Annotated in this window: 22 protein-coding genes; 17 read left to right on the top strand and 5 right to left on the bottom strand. The window is 72.2% G+C overall.

What is annotated here, in order from left to right; genetic code table 11:
• Positions 1–117: 117 nt before the first annotated feature.
• From G412_RS0107155 to G412_RS33565, 4 genes are all read left to right on the top strand, one after another.
• Positions 118–1491: an NYN domain-containing protein gene (locus G412_RS0107155; protein WP_037647922.1), complete on the top strand. Its 1374-nt coding sequence runs from the start codon at positions 118–120 to the stop codon at positions 1489–1491.
• Positions 1492–1739: 248 nt separating this feature from the next.
• Positions 1740–2720, top strand: a complete 981-nt coding sequence (locus G412_RS0107160) for an ABC transporter ATP-binding protein (RefSeq protein ID WP_028811484.1) — start codon at positions 1740–1742, stop codon at positions 2718–2720.
• Positions 2717–3559: an ABC transporter permease gene (locus G412_RS0107165; RefSeq protein ID WP_028811485.1), complete on the top strand. Its 843-nt coding sequence runs from the start codon at positions 2717–2719 to the stop codon at positions 3557–3559. The genes G412_RS0107160 and G412_RS0107165 overlap by 4 nt, the downstream gene beginning before the upstream one ends.
• A 49-nt stretch (positions 3560–3608) precedes the next feature.
• Positions 3609–4298, top strand: a complete 690-nt coding sequence (locus tag G412_RS33565) for a hypothetical protein (RefSeq protein WP_037647926.1) — start codon at positions 3609–3611, stop codon at positions 4296–4298.
• 36 nt (positions 4299–4334) lie between these two features.
• Here the strand turns inward: G412_RS33565 and ybaK are convergent, their stop codons facing one another.
• From ybaK to G412_RS0107190, 4 genes are all read right to left on the bottom strand, one after another.
• A complete protein-coding gene (gene ybaK, locus G412_RS0107175) occupies positions 4335–4829 on the bottom strand; it encodes a Cys-tRNA(Pro) deacylase (RefSeq protein WP_028811486.1) in 495 nt (164 codons plus the stop codon).
• 24 nt (positions 4830–4853) lie between these two features.
• Positions 4854–5642: an LON peptidase substrate-binding domain-containing protein gene (locus G412_RS0107180; RefSeq protein WP_028811487.1), complete on the bottom strand. Its 789-nt coding sequence runs from the start codon at positions 5640–5642 to the stop codon at positions 4854–4856.
• A 5-nt stretch (positions 5643–5647) separates the two neighbouring features.
• Positions 5648–6700: a hypothetical protein gene (locus G412_RS0107185; protein ID WP_051338180.1), complete on the bottom strand. Its 1053-nt coding sequence runs from the start codon at positions 6698–6700 to the stop codon at positions 5648–5650.
• A 183-nt stretch (positions 6701–6883) separates the two neighbouring features.
• Positions 6884–8491: a hypothetical protein gene (locus G412_RS0107190; protein ID WP_028811489.1), complete on the bottom strand. Its 1608-nt coding sequence runs from the start codon at positions 8489–8491 to the stop codon at positions 6884–6886.
• A 145-nt stretch (positions 8492–8636) separates the two neighbouring features.
• On the opposite strand from G412_RS0107190, the gene hisD reads away from it, so the two are divergent.
• The 8 genes from hisD to hisF are packed head-to-tail and all read left to right on the top strand — an operon-like array spanning position 8637 to position 14383.
• On the top strand, positions 8637–9959 hold the full coding sequence (gene hisD / locus G412_RS0107195; RefSeq protein ID WP_028811490.1) for a histidinol dehydrogenase: 1323 nt from the start codon (positions 8637–8639) through the stop codon (positions 9957–9959).
• Positions 9956–11089: a histidinol-phosphate transaminase gene (locus G412_RS0107200; protein WP_028811491.1), complete on the top strand. Its 1134-nt coding sequence runs from the start codon at positions 9956–9958 to the stop codon at positions 11087–11089. The genes hisD and G412_RS0107200 overlap by 4 nt, the downstream gene beginning before the upstream one ends.
• Complete coding sequence (hisB, locus tag G412_RS0107205) at positions 11086–11679, top strand: imidazoleglycerol-phosphate dehydratase HisB (protein ID WP_028811492.1); 594 nt, start codon at positions 11086–11088, stop codon at positions 11677–11679. Before G412_RS0107200 ends, hisB begins: the two co-directional genes overlap by 4 nt.
• Complete coding sequence (locus G412_RS40070) at positions 11676–11843, top strand: hypothetical protein (protein ID WP_028811493.1); 168 nt, start codon at positions 11676–11678, stop codon at positions 11841–11843. The genes hisB and G412_RS40070 overlap by 4 nt, the downstream gene beginning before the upstream one ends.
• A complete protein-coding gene (gene hisH / locus G412_RS0107215) occupies positions 11840–12481 on the top strand; it encodes an imidazole glycerol phosphate synthase subunit HisH (protein WP_028811494.1) in 642 nt (213 codons plus the stop codon). Before G412_RS40070 ends, hisH begins: the two co-directional genes overlap by 4 nt.
• Positions 12481–13221: a bifunctional 1-(5-phosphoribosyl)-5-((5-phosphoribosylamino)methylideneamino)imidazole-4-carboxamide isomerase/phosphoribosylanthranilate isomerase PriA gene (priA, locus tag G412_RS0107220; RefSeq protein WP_037647928.1), complete on the top strand. Its 741-nt coding sequence runs from the start codon at positions 12481–12483 to the stop codon at positions 13219–13221. Before hisH ends, priA begins: the two co-directional genes overlap by 1 nt.
• Positions 13218–13631 (top strand): RidA family protein, encoded by a 414-nt coding sequence (locus G412_RS0107225; protein WP_028811496.1) that lies wholly within the window; start codon positions 13218–13220, stop codon positions 13629–13631. The genes priA and G412_RS0107225 overlap by 4 nt, the downstream gene beginning before the upstream one ends.
• Complete coding sequence (gene hisF / locus G412_RS0107230) at positions 13628–14383, top strand: imidazole glycerol phosphate synthase subunit HisF (protein WP_028811497.1); 756 nt, start codon at positions 13628–13630, stop codon at positions 14381–14383. Before G412_RS0107225 ends, hisF begins: the two co-directional genes overlap by 4 nt.
• Positions 14384–14443: 60 nt before the next feature.
• Here the strand turns inward: hisF and G412_RS0107235 are convergent, their stop codons facing one another.
• Positions 14444–15082 (bottom strand): TIGR03085 family metal-binding protein, encoded by a 639-nt coding sequence (locus tag G412_RS0107235; protein ID WP_028811498.1) that lies wholly within the window; start codon positions 15080–15082, stop codon positions 14444–14446.
• A 113-nt stretch (positions 15083–15195) separates the two neighbouring features.
• On the opposite strand from G412_RS0107235, the gene hisI reads away from it, so the two are divergent.
• From hisI to G412_RS0107260, 5 genes are all read left to right on the top strand, one after another.
• A complete protein-coding gene (gene hisI / locus G412_RS0107240) occupies positions 15196–15564 on the top strand; it encodes a phosphoribosyl-AMP cyclohydrolase (protein ID WP_028811499.1) in 369 nt (122 codons plus the stop codon).
• Positions 15565–15575: 11 nt separating this feature from the next.
• Positions 15576–17054, top strand: coding sequence for an anthranilate synthase component I (locus G412_RS0107245; RefSeq protein ID WP_028811500.1), 1479 nt, complete (start codon positions 15576–15578; stop codon positions 17052–17054).
• A gap of 35 nt (positions 17055–17089) precedes the next feature.
• Positions 17090–17749: a TIGR02234 family membrane protein gene (locus G412_RS0107250; protein WP_028811501.1), complete on the top strand. Its 660-nt coding sequence runs from the start codon at positions 17090–17092 to the stop codon at positions 17747–17749.
• 104 nt (positions 17750–17853) lie between these two features.
• A complete protein-coding gene (locus G412_RS0107255; RefSeq protein WP_028811502.1) occupies positions 17854–18120 on the top strand; it encodes an HGxxPAAW family protein in 267 nt (88 codons plus the stop codon).
• 177 nt (positions 18121–18297) lie between these two features.
• Positions 18298–18768: a DUF2752 domain-containing protein gene (locus G412_RS0107260; protein ID WP_028811503.1), complete on the top strand. Its 471-nt coding sequence runs from the start codon at positions 18298–18300 to the stop codon at positions 18766–18768.
• The last annotated feature ends 42 nt before the right edge of the window (positions 18769–18810 follow it).

An 18810-nucleotide genomic window follows, 5' to 3' on the forward strand; every position in this document is an offset into this window, starting at 1 on the left:
CACGCCGATGATCGAGTTCCGGCCGTTAACCCTCACGCAGTCGGGCAGACTCGAAGGAAGCCCGAAGCACTCCTGAACTCCCGAAGCACCTTTCGATCCCGAGGTTCCCGAAAGAGGGTGGAACGCGTGGACCGCTGCGTCGTCCTGGTGGACGCCGGCTATTTGCTGGGCGCCGCCGCGAGCCTGCTCGCCGGAGAACCGGCCCGCTCCCGCATCACCGTGGATCACGCCGCGCTCATCCAGGGTCTGCGAGAACGGGCCGAAGCGGATACGGAGCAGCCGCTGCTGCGCATCTACTGGTTCGACGGCGCACCGGACCGCGTTCCCCAGCCCGAGCACCGGCGGCTGCGGGTCATGCCGCGCGTGACGGTCAGGCTGGGCGCGCTGACCCGAAGCGACGGGCGGTGGGCGCAGAAGGGCGTCGACGCGGCGATGCACGCGGAGCTGACCGAGCTGGCCAGAAATCGCGCCTGCTCGGACATTGTGCTGGTGACCGGGGACGGGGATCTGCTACCCGGACTGATGTCCGCCAAGGAACACGGCGTAGCGGTGCACCTGTGGGCCGTGCAGGCGGCCGACGGGGACTACAACCAGTCGGAGGACCTGGTCGCCGAGGCCGACGAACGGCGCGTCCTGGACCGGGCGTGGATCACCAAGGCCGTACGGGCGAAGGACCTCACCGGGATCTGCGCGCCACCGCCGGTGCCGCGGCCGGAAATCGCCGCGATCCTGTCGGCTCCGCTGCCGGAATCGGCGCTCGCGGCTTCGGCGGAGCGGGCCGAGCGGGCCGCGCAGACGCAGGCGCAGGCGCGGGCCGAGGCCGAAGCGGGGGGTGATGCCGTACGGAACGGATCCGCGAGGGCGGTGGATTCCGCGGCCCCGTCGCCGGCTCCCGCGCCCGTGGCTGCCGCGAGCGGGCCCGCGGAGACGCATCCACCGCACGGGACCAGGGGCGTGCCGACACCGAAGGACCTTGCTGGCCTGCGCGGTCCGGGCGCGCAGACGGCGCAGCATCCGCACGCCAACGGGACCGCGCAGCCGGCGGCGGCCGCCGCTGCCGGGGCGACGCTGCGGTGGTCGTCCGACAAGGGCTGGGCGGAGCGTCCGGGCAACGGCGGTCAGCTCGGCGAGCCGCCCGAGACCGCCTCCCTGCCGACGCTGGCGCAGCTCACCAGCGCGGAGCAGCGCTGGGCGGACCGGGAGGAGGACATCACCACGGTCGGCGGCGACCCCTTCGAGGTCGGCCAGGTCTTCGCCCGCCGGTGGATGGAACGGCTGCCGGACCCCGGCCACACCCAGAAGCTTTCGACGATGTACCCGAGGATTCCGCACCGGATCGACGGCGAGCTGCTGCGGTACGCGGCGCGATTCGGTCTGCTGGCGCACAAGGACGACCAGATCGACGAGCACGACCGGTATGCGATCCGGGCGGGCTTCTGGCGCGAGATCGACGTGCGGGCGGCGGCGGAGCATGTGACAGCGGGGGAGTAGGCGGCGGGCGCGGCCGAGTACCCCTGCGGGACTTTCCCCTACCCGCCCCTTCCCGAACCGGGGCCCGCCCCGGACCCCGCTCCTCAAACGCCGGAGGGGCTGGAGTTGCCCGAAGGCGGTCAGGGGAAGAACGTTCCGCCCGGATAGCCCGCGCTTCGCGCCCCCGGGGACGGCGTGTGGCCCGGAACCCCGTAGGCTCGTCCCTCGTGAGTACGGGCACAGCACAGGCGGGACGCGGCACGGGAGTCGTGTGTGCCGTGCGGGATCTGGTCAAGACGTATCCCGCCGCCCGCGGCCGCCGCGGAGTGCCCGCGACGCCGGCCGTGCGGGCCACCGACGGGATCTCCCTCGACGTACACCGCGGCGAGATCTTCGGGCTGCTCGGGCCCAACGGAGCCGGAAAGTCCACCCTCGTACGCCAGCTCACCGGGCTCATGCGGCCGGACTCCGGAAGCGTCGAGCTGCTGGGGCACGACCTCGTACGGCACCCCGAGCGCGCCTCGCGGCTCGTCGGGTACCTCGGGCAGGAATCCACCGCGCTGGACGAGCTGACCGTGTCGCTCGCCGCCGAAACCACCGGACGGCTGCGCGGGCTCACCGCGAAGGCCGCGCGTGCCGAGCGGGACGACGTACTGGAAGAACTCGGTCTCGGCGAGATCGCCGGGAGGCCGCTCAAGAAGCTGTCCGGCGGCCAGCGCCGCCTCGCCTGCTTCGCCGCGGTGCTGGTGGGCGAGCGGCCCGTACTCGTACTGGACGAACCGACCACCGGCATGGACCCCGTCGCGCGCCGCGCGGTGTGGGCGGCCGTCGACCGGCGGCGGGCCGAGAACGGCGCGACCGTGCTGCTCGTCACGCACAATGTCATCGAGGCCGAGACGGTCCTCGACCGTGTCGCGGTGCTGGAGAGCGGCCGGGTGATCGCGTGCGACAGCCCCGCCGGGCTCAAGTCGCGCGTAGCCGGTGAGGTACGGCTCGACCTCGTGTGGCGGGAGCGGGCACCGCTGGACGTGCCCGAGGTCGCGGCGCTGCGGGAATCCGCGCAGGAGTCCGGGCGGCGCTGGGTCCTGCGGCTCGCCCCCGACGAGGCGCGTGCGGCCGTCGCCGCCGTAACCGGGGGCAAGGCGTTCGCGGCACTCGACGACTTCACGCTGGCGACGCCGAGCCTCGAAGACGTCTACCTGGCGCTCGGTGGCAGCACGAACGGTACGAAGGGGCTGGTCAAGGCGTGAGTGTCGTGCCTGCGGAGGCCGAGACCGGCTCGGTGCGGATCCGGGTGGCGAGGGACAAGGACGCCGGTGCGGCCGGTGACGCGCCCGCACCCCTCGCACCCCGCGCGCGCCTGCTGCCGTCGCTCGCCGCCGTCTACCGGGCGCAGCTGTCCCGAGCGCGGGTGGCGCGCATTCCGCTGCTCTTCGTGGCGACGTTCCAGTCCGTCGGGATCATGGTCCTGATGCGGGGGGTCGTCGACGGGGGCGACGAGGCGCGGGCCGTCGTCGCCGGGTCGAGTGTGCTCGTCGTCGCCTTCGTCGCGCTGAATCTCCTCGCCCAGTACTTCGGGCAGCTACGGGCGAGCGGCGGCCTCGACCACTACGCCACGCTGCCGGTGCCGCCGGCCGCGGTGGTGCTGGGTGCGGCAGCCGCGTACGCCTCCTTCACGGTGCCGGGCACGTTCGTCACAGCCGTCGTGGGGTGCGTGCTGTTCCAGCTCCCGCTCACCCATCTGTGGGTGCTGGCGGCCGTCGTCCCGCTCGCCGGGGCGGCGCTCGCCGGTCTCGGCGCGGCGCTCGGCCTGCTCGCACCGCGCCAGGAGCTCGCGACGCTGCTCGGGCAGCTTGGCATGTCCGCGGCGCTGCTGCTCGGGGTGCTGCCCCCCAAGCGGCTGCCCGTGCCGATCTTGTACGCCCGCGATCTGCTGCCTTCGACGTACGGCGTCGAGGCTTTCGCGCGTACCTTCGACACGCACCCCAACTGGCCCGCGGTCGTACTCGACCTGGCCGTGTGCGCGGTCGTCGGGGTCGTCTCGCTGGCGGTCGCCACCTGGGCGTACCGCCGGGCGGCGGTCCGCTGAGCGGCGGTCCGGTGACGCGTGGGACGGGGACGCCTGGCACGATGGCAGGGTGACCGCTCCTCTGACGCCGCCTCACCAGCAGCCGCCGAACGACCCCTGGCAGAAGTCCGAAGCCGGGGCCGCTCCGCAGGCCCCCTCCCACCCGCACGCCGGTCCCGTCGCGGAGGGGACACAGGACGACACCAGCCCGTCCATGGAGGTGATCAGGGCCGCTGTGGTGGCTCTGGCGCTGACGGTCCTGGGCATCGGGCTCGGGCTGCTGTGGATGTGGCTGGCGCCGCGAGTGCCACTGATCTCCACCGACAAGGCCGTCTTCCTCAAGGACACCGAGGGTGAGGAAGCGATCGGGGCGGACGGGACGTTCGTACTGCTGGCGCTCGCGTTCGGCGCGGTCAGCGCCGCTCTGGTCTTCTGGTTCAACCGGCGTGGCGGTATCCCGCTGGTGATCGGTCTCGCACTGGGCGGCCTGCTCGGGTCGCTGCTGGCGTGGGGGACCGGCGTCTGGTTCGGGCCGACGGCCGACGTGGTCGAGCGCGCGCGGGAGGTCGGTCAGGGCGTGGAGTTCGACGCGCCGCTCAGGCTCGGGGCGAAGGGTGCGCTGCTGGCCTGGCCGATGGCCGCGATGCTGGTCCACCTGGGGCTGACGGCCCTTTTCGGACCACGGGATCCGGAGCCGGAGTGGGGGGCGTACTGGCATCCGGCACCGGGACCGGGCACGCAGGACGGTACGCCGACCTGACGCCACGCGTCGGGTCGCAGGCGTGCCGGTCGCCGGTTACGCGCGGCCGATCGGGGCGATGGTCGCGTCCGTGAGGGCCGCCAGGTCCACCGGGGACAGTTCGAGCTCCAGGCCGCGGCGCCCCGCCGAGACGCACACCGTGTCGTACGACGACGCCGACGCGTCCAGGACCGTACGGAGCTTCTTGCGCTGGCCCAGGGGTGAGATGCCGCCCCGCACATAGCCCGTGGTGCGTTCCGCCACCACTGGGTCCGCCATCGCCGCGCGCTTGCCGCCGACCGCCGCCGCCAGCGCCTTGAGGTCGAGTGAGCCCGCCACCGGCACGACCGCCAGCGTCAACGTGCCGTCGATGTCGGCCACCAGGGTCTTGAAGACGCGGTCCGGCGCAACGCCCAGCGCCTGCGCCGCCTCCTCACCGTACGAGGGGGACGCCGGGTCGTGCTCGTACGCGTGGAGGATGTACGCCGTCCCCGCCGCGGTCAGGGCGACGGTCGCCGGAGTGCCTCCGGCCTGGCGATTCTTCTTGGCCACTGGGGCTCTGCCTCCGGTCGGTCGTCAGTTGGGGCTGGTGGGCGCCACGGTCAGGTCGACGGCCGGCACCGAGGGCAGGTGGCGGATCACCGCCGTCTCGGCGCGCAGCAGCTTCAGCTCTTCGCGCAGCCGGCTCGCGGTGTCGGGCGCCTGCAGCAGGCGCTGCCTCGCCGGGATGTCCAGTACCGTCGCGGCGGCCACGAGGTACGAGACGACGGACGGCTCGTCCGGCAGCTCCGCGCCGGTGGTCAGCGAGCGCTCACGCGCGCCCGCGAGCCGCTTCTGGTAGCTGCGGAACGCCCGCAGCACGCCCTCGGCCAGCGCACCCGCGTCGTCGCCCGGCTCCTCGGGCAGTTCCTCCACCTCGGCGGTGAGGTACGGGCCGCTCGCGTCGACGGAGAGGATCTTGACGCGGGTCGTGCCGGTGGCCAGCACCTCGTAACTGCCGTCCTCGCGCTCACGGATCGTCGCCGCGTCGGCGACGCAGCCCACCCGGTGGAAGGCCTGGACCGGGTCCGGGCCGAAGCCCGCCGCCGGTCCCCGCTCCGCCATCGTCGTGGAGTCCGGCATGCCGGGCGCCGTGGCGGCGACCTCGTGGCCGTCACGGATCGCTACGACCACGAAGCGGCGCGGCTCGTCCTCCGAGGGGGCGGCGGACTGGTCGGGGGACGGTGCGGATTCGCCGGAGTCCGCGCCCTTCGACAAGTCGCGCATCATGGCGCGATAACGCTCCTCGAAGATGTTCAGCGGCAGCACCAGACCGGGGAACAGCACCGAGTTCAGCGGGAAGAGGGGAAGACGAGCGGTGGTCACAGCGGTCAAGCGTAATGGCCGTCGGACCCGACCCTGCGGGCCGTCCTGCGCAAAGGCCGCAAAGGCATCGCCGACGCCACCTGGATCCTCGCGGTGTCGCGCAGCTCCAGGAACTGTCCCAGCACGTCGTCGCTCAGATACGCCCAGGGGAACGAGGTCGCGTACGGCCCGATCAGCCGGAACTGTTCCAGGGCGTCGGCCCACCGCCCCCTGGTGATCAGCACGTACGCCAGCAGGTTGCGGACCTCGGCCGGCCACGGGTCGCCCGCCGCGTACTCGGCGGACAGCGCGATCGCCAGATCGGCCGCCGCGTCGACGCGCTCGGGCGCGATCACGGTGTCCGCCGCCCCGGCGCCCTCGCGGCTCAGCAGGTGCGCGAAGGCCGCTCGTACGGGCAGGGCCTGCACCAGCGATCCGGGCAGGGCGTCTTCCGCGGCCTGTTCGGCGAAGTCGAAGCACTCGCGGTGCGAGCCGTACCACTGGGCGGAGAGGTACTGGAGTGCGGAGACGTGGCACCCGTAGTGGTGCGAGGAGCGGCCCACCGCCTCCGCCCACAGTTCCTCGAAGGCGGAATGCGCCGCATGCGTGCCGCGCGCGTGGTCCAGAGCGATGCGCCACGGCACCGGGTCGCGCGGAGCGGCTTCGGCCGCCGCCTCGATCAGCGGTCCGACGTCACGCAGCCGCTCGGCGCGGGCCGGCGACTCCCAGGCCCTGCGCACGGACAGTTCGGCCTTGACGAGCAGGGCGTCGGGATCGCGCGGGGAGGCGGCCAGCCAGTCGCCGAGCCAGCCCTCGCGATGGTGGGCGAAGGTGGCGAGGCGGGTGGTGTACCGGTCGCGGTTCTCCCACTCGGCACCCTCCCGCGTGGCAGCGAGGAGCTTTGCCGCAGGCCCGTGGTCGCCGAGGGCGGCGGCGACGAGGGCCGGTCCCAGGCGCTCGTCGGGTACGTCGAGCAGCACCTCGTCGTCATCGAGCAGTCCGGCGCCCAGGTGCTGGGTGTGGCGGATCATGCGCGCGGTGCTGATCAGAGCGCGAAGGAATGACATGGTGCGAACCATTGAAAACCGCAGGTGGGGGCGGCGCCAGAGGGCGTCGGTGAAGCTTTTGCATCAGCTGAAAGGTTGTGCCCGCGTCGGTCAAGGGACAGTAAAGCTAGCGGGGCAGCCGGGGGCGGCGGGGCTACCGTACCCCCCGGCCGGCCCCGTCGCCTCCCCCTGGATCCGCCCCGCCGCAGAGCCGGATCAGCCCCGCCGCAGCAGCCGTGACGCCCCCGCCGCGACCGTCGTCGCCAGGACCCAGCCGAGCAGGATCAGCCCCGCCGCCGCCCACTGCCAGCCGGTGGTCAGACGCCAGTGCCCGTCCTGCCCCAGGTTGATCACCGGCAGCAGCAGGTCGAGGGCGTAGAGGGACGCGTTCCACTCCGGGTGCTGCTCGGCGTTGATCGCGGGCGGGTCGAGCTGCGCGAACGCCACCGCTCCGGCCGCCCACAGCACAGCCATCCACACGGCGGCCCGCCCCGGCCGGTAGCCGTACGCCACCGTCCAGTCCTGCAGGTAGCCCCACAGCTTCCCGGCCAGCGGCAGCGTCTCGCGCCGTCTTCGCTGCTTGGCCAGCAGCACCTCGCGGGCGTCGGCGTCCTCCCCGCTGTTGCGCAGGACGGCCGCCAGCCGCTCGTACGGCTCCGGGGCGTACTCCGGGGTCGCGGCCGTCACCCACCCCAGCCGGCGCGAGAGCGGGAACAGCCCGCGCGGTACGAGGCAGTCGTACGTGAAGCCGTTCATGGTCAGGCCGCCGGGCCGCGGCCAGCTGTCCGCCTTGTCCACCAGATTGCCGACCTTCGCGCCGGACAGTACGACCTTCCCCTCCTCGGGCCGGTCGCAGAGAAACCGCAGCTCGGGCGTCTGGACCCGGCGCAGCGACAGCTCCTGCCCCAGCGACATGCGGAACCGCGCGCCGTCGAAGTCCACGGCGTCCCCGAACCGTCCGTCGTCGAGCCGCAGCCCGCCCTCGCACTCGAACCGCTGCACGCGCGTGCCGCGCACCGGCGTGTTCCCGATGCCGTACGGCGGCGTGGTCCCCGGGGCCGCGCCCCTCGGCCCGATCCCCGCGGGCGTCAGGTAGAGCGTGCGCTCCACGGTGAGCTGCGGGGCGTTCAGCGCCCGCCGCCCCTCCACGCCGTACGGCCGCCGCAGCCGGCTGCCGCGCAGGCTCAGCGAGACCCCGACCTTCGCGCCGCGCAGGCTGAACTCACCGTTCGACTCGATCATCTCCGCCTGGAGATCCTGGGCGACGGACAGACCGTCGGCGGCGATCGAACGGCCGTTGCGGTCCTGGTGCACGACGATCTGGTTGAGCAGCAGGTCCGTGCCGATCTGGGCGTCGGTGAGCCGGATGCCGCCGGGGACACTGCAGCGCGGCAGATGCAGGTCGCCCTCGGTGTGCAGCCGGGCCGCCTCCAGGCGGGGGATGGCGCAGCCCACCATGCGCAGCGTGGTGAAGTGGCATTCGGGCAGCAGCACCTCCTTCTCGAAGCGGCAGTTGTTCAGCTCGACGTACGGCTCGACGCGGCCGCCCGCGAGCTTGAGCGTGCCGGTGATCTGTACGCCGCTGAGCTTGAGGGCCGCGACCCGCCCGGGCAGCGCGGGCGGCCCGCTGAGCAGCAGCAGCGCGACGACGCGCGCGCGGACGCTGCGTTCGGGGGGCCATGGCCTGGTCGTCATCGGATCGTCGAGTACGGGATTGCGGGTGCGGAGGTCGTACGTACTGCCGTTGCGGAACGCCTGCCACATGCCGATTTCCGCGGCACTGAGCCAGTCGGGTGCTTCGACGTCTTGCTGCGGCTCGGTCAAGGCCGCCCCTTTCGCCGATTCGTACAGCCGTTCTTCCCTCTGGGTGACGGGCTGAACGCTAGTGGTCACGAAAGACTCCTGGGGTGTGTATCAGCCAGTGATACGGAGGCTCGGCTGCCGGATGGGGTCTGAGAGAATTGGCAGCGTGATCTCTCGAATCGATCTGCGCGGTGACGCCCTCCCCGAGGGCGCCGACCTGCGCGACCTGCTGCCCCGTGCCGACTTCGACGTACAGGCCGCCCTCGACAAGGTGCGGCCCATCTGCGAGGACGTGCATCATCGGGGCACGGCGGCGCTGATCGAGTACGCGGAGAAATTCGACGGCGTGAAGCTGGAGCGGGTACGGGTCCCGGCCGAAGCGCTCGCCACCGCCCTGGAGCAGCTCGACCCCAAGGTCAGGGCCGCTCTGGAGGAATCCATCCGGCGCGCCCGCATCGTGCACCGCGAGCAGCGGCGCGGCGAGCACACCACCCAGGTCGTACCCGGTGGCACCGTCACCGAGCGGTGGGTGCCGGTCGGGCGGGTGGGCCTCTACGCGCCCGGCGGCCGGTCGGTCTACCCCTCCTCCGTGATCATGAACGTGGTCCCGGCCCAGGAGGCCGGCGTCGAATCCATCGCCCTGGCGTCCCCCGCTCAGGCGGAGTTCGGCGGCCTGCCGCACCCGACGATCCTGGCGGCCTGCGCGCTGCTCGGCATCGACGAGGTGTACGCCGCGGGCGGCGCCACCGCCGTCGCGATGTTCGCGTACGGCACCGACGAGTGCCCGCCCGTCAACATGGTCACCGGCCCCGGCAACATCTGGGTCGCCGCGGCCAAGCGCTACTTCACCGGCCTCATCGGCATCGACACCGAGGCCGGACCGACCGAGATCGCCGTCCTCGCGGACGAGACGGCCGACCCGGTGCACGTCGCCGCCGACCTGATCAGCCAGGCCGAGCACGACCCGCTGGCCGCCGCCGTCCTGGTGACGGACTCCGAGGAGCTCGCGGACGCGGTCACCAAGGAGCTGGAGCCGCAGGTGGCCGCCACGAAGCACCGCGACGACCGGATCCTCCCGGCGCTCGCCGGCAAGCAGTCCTCGATCGTCCTGGTCGACTCCATGGAGGAGGGCCTCAAGGTCGTCGACGCGTACGGCGCCGAGCACCTGGAGATCCAGACCGCCGACGCCGCCGCGCTCGCCCGGCGCGTACGCAACGCCGGCGCGATCTTCGTCGGCCCGTACGCCCCCGTCTCCCTCGGCGACTACTGCGCCGGGTCCAACCACGTCCTGCCGACCGGCGGCTGCGCCTGCCACTCCTCGGGCCTGTCGGTCCAGTCGTTCCTGCGCGGCATCCACATCGTGGACTACACGCGGGACGCGCTCGCCGAGGTCACGCACCACGTGGTGACGCTGGCGGAGGCGGAGGACCTTCCGGCGCACGGCGCAGCCCTGAAGGCGCGCTTCGAGTGGAAGGTGCCGACGCAATGACCGATACGACTCGTACGACCCGTATCGACGACCTCCCCATCCGCGACGAGCTGCGCGGCAAGTCCCCGTACGGCGCGCCGCAGCTTGACGTGCCCGTACGCCTCAACACCAACGAGAACCCGTACCCGCTGCCCGAGGCGCTCGTCGAGCGCATCGCGGAGCGGGTGCGCGACGCGGCCCGCGAGCTCAACCGCTACCCGGACCGCGACGCGGTCGAGCTGCGCACCGAGCTGGCCCGCTACCTCACCCGCACCGCCGGGCACGAGGTCGCCATGGAGAACGTCTGGGCGGCCAACGGCTCCAACGAGGTCATCCAGCAGCTGCTCCAGACCTTCGGCGGGCCCGGCCGTACCGCGATCGGCTTCGAGCCGTCGTACTCCATGCACGGCCTCATCTCGCGCGGCACCGGCACCGGCTGGATCTCCGGGCCGCGCCACGAGGACTTCACCATCGACGTCGCGGCGGCCGAGAAGGCCATCGCCGAACACCGTCCCGACGTCGTCTTCATCACCTCGCCCAACAACCCCACCGGCACCGCGGTCGGAGCGGACACCGTCCTCGCGCTGTACGAGGCCGCCCGGGCGGCCAAGCCGTCCCTGGTCGTCGTCGACGAGGCGTACGGCGAATTCAGCCACCACCCGTCCCTGCTGCCCCTGATCGAGGGCCGCCCCAACATGGTGCTCTCCCGCACCATGTCGAAGGCCTTCGGCGCCGCCGGCCTGCGCCTCGGCTACCTCGCGGCCGACCCCGCCGTGGTCGACGCCGTACAGCTGGTACGCCTGCCGTACCACCTGTCGTCCGTCACCCAGGCCACCGCGCTCGCCGCGCTGGAGCACACCGATACGCTGCTGGGGTACGTCGAGCAGCTCAAGACCGAGCGGGACCGCCTGGTCGACGAGCTGCGCGCCATCGGATACGAGGTCACGGACTCGGACGCGAACTTCGTCCAGTTCGGCCGGTTCGACGGCGCGGCCGGCTCCCACGAGGCGTGGCAGCGGATCCTCGACCAGGGCGTCCTGGTCCGTGACAACGGCGTACCGGGCTGGCTGCGGGTCACGGCCGGCACCCCCGAAGAGAACGACGCGTTCCTCGATGCGGTACGCGCACTCAAAAAGGAGCACAGCTCATGAGCCGCATTGGGCGCGTCGAGCGCACCACGAAGGAGACCTCGGTCGTCGTCGAGATAGACCTCGACGGCACCGGCAAGGTCGACGTGTCGACAGGTGTCGGCTTCTACGACCACATGCTCGACCAGCTCGGCCGCCACGGCCTCTTCGACCTCACCGTGAAGACCGACGGCGACCTGCACATCGACTCGCACCACACGATCGAGGACACCGCCCTCGCGCTGGGCGCCGCCTTCAAGCAGGCGCTCGGCGACAAGGTCGGCATCTACCGCTTCGGCAACTGCACGGTCCCGCTGGACGAGTCGCTCGCCCAGGTCACCGTGGACCTCTCCGGCCGCCCGTACCTCGTACACACCGAGCCGGAGAAGATGGCGCCGATGATCGGCGAGTACGACACGACGATGACCCGGCACATCCTGGAGTCCTTCGTCGCGCAGGCCCAGATCGCCCTGCACGTGCACGTCCCGTACGGGCGCAACGCGCACCACATCGTGGAGTGCCAGTTCAAGGCCCTGGCCCGTGCCCTGCGGTACGCCTCGGAGCACGACCCGCGCGCCGCGGGCATCCTCCCCTCGACCAAGGGCGCACTGTGACAGGCCTCTCGACCGTCCTGATCGTCGTCGGCCTCTTCCTCCTGGGCGGCGTGTACTCCTTCTGGAAGCAGCAGCTGCCCAAGGGTGTCATCGTGCTTCTCGGCATCGGCGCCGTGATGTGCCTGGTCGCCGGTGTCATGCGAATTCAAGGACTCTGGGAATGAGCGACAAGAAGAAGATCGTCGTCTTCGACTACGGCTTCGGCAACGTCCGGTCCGCCGAGCGGGCGCTGGCCCACGTCGGCGCGGACGTCGAGATCACCCGCGACTTCGACAAGGCCATGAACGCCGACGGACTGCTGGTTCCCGGCGTCGGTGCCTTCTCCGCCTGCATGACGGGGCTGCGCGAGGCGCGCGGCGACTGGATTGTCGGCCGCAGGCTGGCCGGCGGGCGCCCGGTCATGGGCATCTGCGTGGGCATGCAGATCCTCTTCGAGCGCGGCATCGAGCACGGCGTGGAGACCGAAGGCCTCGACGAGTGGCCCGGCACGGTCGGACCGCTCAAGGCACCCGTCGTCCCCCACATGGGCTGGAACACGGTCCAGGCGCCCGAGGACAGCGAGCTGTTCGCCGGTCTCGACGCCGACACGCGCTACTACTTCGTGCATTCGTACGCCGTGCACGACTGGAGCCTGGAAGTCACCAACGCCAAGATCCGTGCGCCCAAGGTCACTTGGAGCACGCACGGTGAGACCTTCGTGGCGGCCGTCGAGAACGGCGCGCTGTGGGCGACCCAGTTCCACCCCGAGAAGTCCGGCGACGCCGGCGCCCAGCTGCTGACCAACTGGATCGGAACCCTGTGATGTCCTCCGCGAACTCCGCGAAGCTTGAACTGCTCCCCGCCGTCGACGTCCGCGACGGCCAGGCCGTGCGCCTCGTCCATGGCGAGTCCGGCTCGGAGACGTCGTACGGCGATCCGCTCCAGGCCGCCCTCGCCTGGCAGCAGGCGGGCGCCGAGTGGCTGCACCTCGTCGACCTCGACGCGGCGTTCGGCACCGGTGACAACCGGGACCAGATCGCCGAGGTCGCCCGCTCCATGGACATCAAGGTCGAGCTGTCCGGCGGAATCCGCGACGACGCCTCGCTCGCCGCCGCCCTCGCCACCGGCTGCAAGCGCGTCAACCTCGGCACGGCCGCGCTGGAGACCCCCGAGTGGGTCGCCAAGGTCATCGCGGAGTACGGCGACAAGATCGCGGTCGGCCTCGACGTACGCGGCACGACCCTGCGCGGCCGCGGCTGGACCCGCGACGGCGGCGACCTCTACGAGACGCTGGCGCGCCTCGACTCCGAGGGCTGCGCACGGTACGTCGTCACCGACATCGCCAAGGACGGCACGCTCCAGGGCCCGAACCTGGAGCTCCTGAAGAACGTCTGCGCCGCGACCGACAAGCCCGTCGTCGCCTCCGGCGGCGTCTCGTCCCTCGACGACCTGCGCGCGATCGCGTCGCTCGTCCCCGAGGGCGTCGAGGGCGCGATCGTCGGCAAGGCGCTGTACGCGAAGGCGTTCACGCTGGAAGAGGCGCTGGCGGCGGTGTCCGCATGACGGTTTCCTCTTCCGGTTCCGTACGCAAGGTCACGACCGGCGCCCCGTGGGAGGAGCAGTTCGGCTACTCCCGCGCGGTGGAGCTGCCGAACGGGCTCGTCCTGGTGTCGGGCTGCACGTCGGTCGTGGACGGCGTCATCGACGCCGGTACGCCGTACGAGCAGACCATCACCGCCTTCGGCGTCGCCTTCGGCGCGCTGGAGCAGGTCGGCCTGGGGCGTGAGGACGTGGTCCGCACCCGCATGTACATCACGCACGCGCGGGACGTCGACGACGTGGGCCGCGCCCACAAGGAGCTGTTCGACGACGTCCGCCCGGCGGCGTCGCTGATCATCGTCTCGGGTTTCGTGGACCCGAGCCTGGTCGTCGAGATCGAGCTTGAGGCCTACCGGGCAGGTGGGGCGGCATGACCCTCGCGGTACGAGTGATCCCTTGCCTGGACGTCGACAACGGCCGGGTCGTCAAGGGCGTCAACTTCCAGAATCTGCGCGACGCCGGCGACCCCGTCGAGATGGCCAAGCTGTACGACGCGGAGGGCGCCGACGAGCTGACGTTCCTCGACATCACCGCGTCCTCCGGCAACCGGGAGACGACGTACGACGTGGTGCGCCGCACCGCCGAGCAGGTCTTCATCCCGCTGACGGTCGGCGGCGGCGTACGCACCACCGAGGACGTCGACAACCTGCTGCGGGCCGGCGCGGACAAGGTCGGCGTCAACACCGCCGCCATCGCCCGCCCCGACCTGATCCGCGAGATCGCGGAACGCTTCGGGCGCCAGGTCCTCGTCCTGTCGGTCGACGCACGCCGTACGGAATCCGGCTCCTTCGAGGTCACGACGCACGGCGGGCGCAAGTCCGCCGGCATCGACGCGGTCGAGTGGGCGCACCGGGCGGCGGAGCTGGGCGCGGGCGAGATCCTGCTCAACTCGATGGACGCCGACGGTACGAAGGACGGCTACGACACGGAGATGATCGCGGCGGTGCGCAAGCACGTGACGGTGCCGGTGATCGCGTCGGGCGGCGCCGGCCGCCTCGACCACTTCCCGCCGGCCATCGCGGCGGGGGCGGACGCGGTGCTGGCGGCGTCGGTGTTCCACTTCGGCGACCTGCGGATCTCCCAGGTCAAGGACACGCTGCGCGAGGCGGGCCACCCGGTCCGCTAGCGGGTCAACGCCGGACGGGCTGGATGGTTGCCGCAACCAAATCCAGCCCCTCCGGCGTTGCTACATCGCGATGCCCAGCTTCGCGCCGCGCAGGCGCTCGATCGCGTCCTTGTCGCCCTCCATCTGCACCTGCGCCGCGTCCTGCCGCCCAAAGGCGAACAGCACCAGCTCACCCGGCTCACCCGTGACCGTCACCACCGGCGTCCCGCGATGCGCCACCGCCGTCTGCCCGTCCGGGCGGCGCAGCACCACACCCACCGGCGCCTTGCGGCCCAGCACGCGCGCCGCCTTCTCGATCCGCGACCACAGGGCGTTCGCGAAGACCGCGTCGAGCTCGCGCGGCGTCCAGTCGGGCTGCGCCCGCCGGACATCCTCGGCATGGACGTAGAACTCGACCGTGTTGGCGGCCTCGTCGAGCTGCTTGAGGGCGTACGGAGACATCCGTGGCGGACCCGTACGGATGAGCTGGATCAATTCCTCGTACGGCTTAGCGGCGAACTCCGCCTGCACCCGTTCGAGCCGGCTCTTCAGCGCCCCCAGAATTATCCCGCCCGCCGCGTCGGCGCGGCGCTCGCGCACCACCACATGGGCGGCGAGCTCACGGGTGTTCCAGCCGTCGCACAGCGTCGGGGCATCGGGTCCGGCCGCCTCCAGCAGGTCGGCGAGGAGGAGTCGTTCGCGCTTGGCATGGGTCGACATGCGGTCAGCGTACGGCCGTTGCCCCCGCCAGTGCCACGGCGCCGCGCGTCCAATGAGTCCAATGACCGGACGGCGTCCGTGGCGCGGCCCGCGGGCGCGGCACAATGGCGGACATGACCAGTACGCCCCCTCCCAGCAGCCTCGACCCCGCCATCGCCGCCCGCCTCAAGCGCGCCGCCGACGGTCTGGTCCCGGCCATCGCCCAGCAGTACGACACCGGTGAGGTGCTGATGCTCGGGTGGATGGACGACGAGGCGCTCCACCGGACGCTGACCACCGGCCGCTGCACGTACTGGTCGCGCAGCCGCCAGGAGTACTGGGTCAAGGGCGACACGTCCGGGCACTTCCAGCACGTCAAGTCCGTCGCGCTGGACTGCGACGCCGACACCGTGCTCGTACGGGTCGACCAGGTCGGCGCAGCCTGCCACACCGGCGACCGCACCTGCTTCGACTCCGACGTACTGCTCCCCCTCGCGAAGTAAGGTCACCGGCCATGGACATCGAGACCTTCCGCAAGCTGGCCGTCGACCGGCGTGTCATCCCCGTCAGCCGCAGGCTCCTCGCGGACGGCGACACGCCGGTGGGCCTGTACCGCAAGCTCGCCGCCGAGCGCCCCGGCACCTTCCTCCTGGAGTCCGCCGAGAACGGCCGCTCCTGGTCCCGGTACTCCTTCGTCGGCGTACGCAGCGCCGCCACCCTCACCGTCCGCGACGGGCAGGCGCACTGGCTCGGGACGCCGCCCGTCGGCGTACCCGTGGGCGGCGATCCGCTCGATGCGCTGCGCGCCACCATCGAGGCCCTGCACACCCCGCGCGACCTCGCGGGCGGCCTGCCACCGTTCACCGGCGGCATGGTCGGCTACCTGGGGTACGACGTCGTACGCCGCCTGGAGAAGATCGGCGAGCACGGGCGGGACGATCTCCGGCTGCCCGAACTGACCATGCTGCTGACCTCGGACCTCGCCGTACTCGACCACTGGGACGGCTCGGTGCTGCTGATCGCCAACGCGATCAACCACAACGACCTCGACACGGGCGTCGACGAGGCGTACGCCGACGCCGTCGCCCGGCTCGACGCGATGGAGGCCGACCTCAGCCGGGCCGTGCCGACCGCGCCCACCACCCTGCCGCCGTCCGAGCTGCCGCCGTACACCGCGCTGTGGGGCGGCGCGGCCTACCAGGCCGCCGTCGACGACATCAAGGAGCGTATCCGCGCGGGCGAGGCCTTCCAGGTCGTACCGTCCCAGCGCTTCGAGACACCGTGCACGGCGAGCGCGCTCGACGTCTACCGGGTGCTGCGCGCCACCAACCCGTCGCCGTACATGTACCTCTTCCGCTTCGACGGCTTCGACGTCGTCGGCTCCAGCCCCGAGGCGCTGGTCAAGGTCGAGGACGGGCGCGCCATGGTGCACCCGATCGCCGGGACCCGGCACCGCGGCGCCACACCGCAGGAGGACCAGGCCCTCGCCGACGAGCTGCTCGCCGACCCCAAGGAGCGCGCCGAACACCTGATGCTCGTCGACCTCGGCCGCAACGACCTGGGCCGGGTCTGCGAGCCCGGCAGCGTCGAGGTCGTCGACTTCATGTCCGTCGAGCGGTACTCGCACGTCATGCACATCGTGTCGACCGTGACGGGGCGGGTCGCGCCGGGCCGCAGCGCCTTCGACGTACTGACCGCCTGTTTCCCCGCCGGGACGCTGTCCGGCGCTCCGAAGCCGCGCGCCATGCAGATCATCGAGGAGCTGGAGCCGTCACGCCGCGGACTGTACGGCGGCTGCGTCGGCTACCTCGACTTCGCCGGCGACTCGGACACCGCCATCGCCATCCGCACCGCCCTGCTGCGGGACGGCACGGCGTACGTGCAGGCCGGAGCGGGTGTGGTGGCCGATTCCGACCCCGTCGCCGAGGACACCGAGTGCCGGAACAAGGCGGCCGCCGTGCTGCGCGCGGTGCACACGGCGAACCGCCTCTGAGCCCCCTCCCAGGCGCGGAACGGACGTAAGGGATAGTGGAGTACGTGAGTGCCGCATCCCCCGTACCCCTTCCGCTTCCGCGCGGCGAGACCGCGCCGGCCGCCTCCACGGGCCGCCGCAGTCTCGCCGCCGCGCTGCTGCTCGGTGCCCTCGGCGCCGCCGTCGTGCTCCTCGCCTCGGGCCGCACCTGGGCCGAGGGCGCGGCCGTCGTCCCCGGCGGGGCGCTGCCGCTCGATGCCGAGGGGCAGGACGTCACCGGCGCCCCCGCCGCGCTGGCCATCGTCGGCCTCGCCGCGCTGGTCGCCGTATTCGCCGTCCGCAGGGCGGGCCGCCTGCTGGTCGCCGGGCTGCTGGCGCTGAGCGGCGCGGGCGCCGCCGTCACCGCCCTCCTCGGCGCGTCCGGCGGCGCGGCGCTCGACGAGAAGGCCGCGAAGATGACCGGCGACGCCGCGGCGACGGCAGGCTCCCTGACCCACACCGCATGGCCGTACGTGACCGCCGCCGGTGGCCTCCTCATCCTGGCCGCCGGGCTGCTCGCACTGTGGTGCGGCCGGACGTGGCCCGCCATGTCGGGCCGTTACGAGCGCGACGGCAGCCCACGCGCCCGCAAGGCGCCCGCCGCCCCGGACCCGGACCGGCCCGAGGACCTCTGGAAGGCACTCGACCGCGGCGAGGACCCGACGCGCGGCGCATGACCCCCGAGATCACGTCGCCGGTCATCGTGCGGGACAATGAGCGACGAGCGTACGACTCACGGACTCACCCCTCACCACAGAGCAACAGCAACGAGGAGCAACTCATGGCGGGCAGCAGCCACGGACACACCCCGGCCGCCTGGACCGGTGTCACCATCGCCTTCATCGGTTTCTGCATTTCGGGCGCCTTCACGGTGCTGGCCAATCCGCTCGGCTTCTGGGCGGGAATCGTCGTGATACTGCTCGGTGGTGTCGTCGGAATGGCCATGAAGGCCGCGGGCCTCGGCATGGCCAAGGAGTCCGAGGAGATGCGCCGGGCCCGTGAAGAGGCCGGCCGGCAGCAGCCCAACAGCCAGATCCAGACCCACTGACACCAGTGACCCCACTGACGGCTTTCCCCGGCCCGGCCTTCGCCGGTGCTGAGGCGGCCGCCGGCGCGGCGCGGGCGCGGTGCTGACGCGGCGCCGACGTGGTGGTGACGCGGTTCTGACGCGAGGCGCAGTCCTGACGGGCTGCGCCTTTCCTCATGAGCGGGGGACAATCGGCGGGTGGATACCGAGCCTTCGCCTGCCCCGGCCCCTTCGCCGCCGCCCTCACCGGCCCCCGCGCGACCCGCCCCCGCGCCCCTCGCCCGGCGGCTCGCCGCACCGGCCGCCGCGATGGCGGGCGTACTGGCGGCCTTCGCGTACGTCGGCACGGTGGACCCCAACGAGCCGGGCCACTATCCCGTTTGCCCGCTCCTCCAGCTCACCGGCATCTACTGCCCCGGCTGCGGCGGACTGCGCAGCGCGCACGCCGTCGCCACCGGTGATCTGGCGGCTGCCTTCGGCGCCAACGCCATGGCCGTCGTCGGGTACGGCGTCTTCGCCGTGCTGTGGGCCGTCTGGGTGGTACGCGCCGGCCGGGGAATCCCCGTACGGATCACCCTCAGGCCCGCCCACTGGTGGGCGATCGGCGCCGTGGCAGCGGTCTTCAGCGTCGTCCGGAACCTGCCGTTCGGCTCGGCGCTGGCCCCGTGAAGTCCCAGGTGGTGGGACGGGTCGCCACTCGATGCGAGACCT

It is taken from the genome of Streptomyces flavidovirens DSM 40150 (assembly GCF_000429085.1).
Classification (GTDB): Bacteria; Actinomycetota; Actinomycetes; order Streptomycetales; family Streptomycetaceae; genus Streptomyces; species Streptomyces flavidovirens.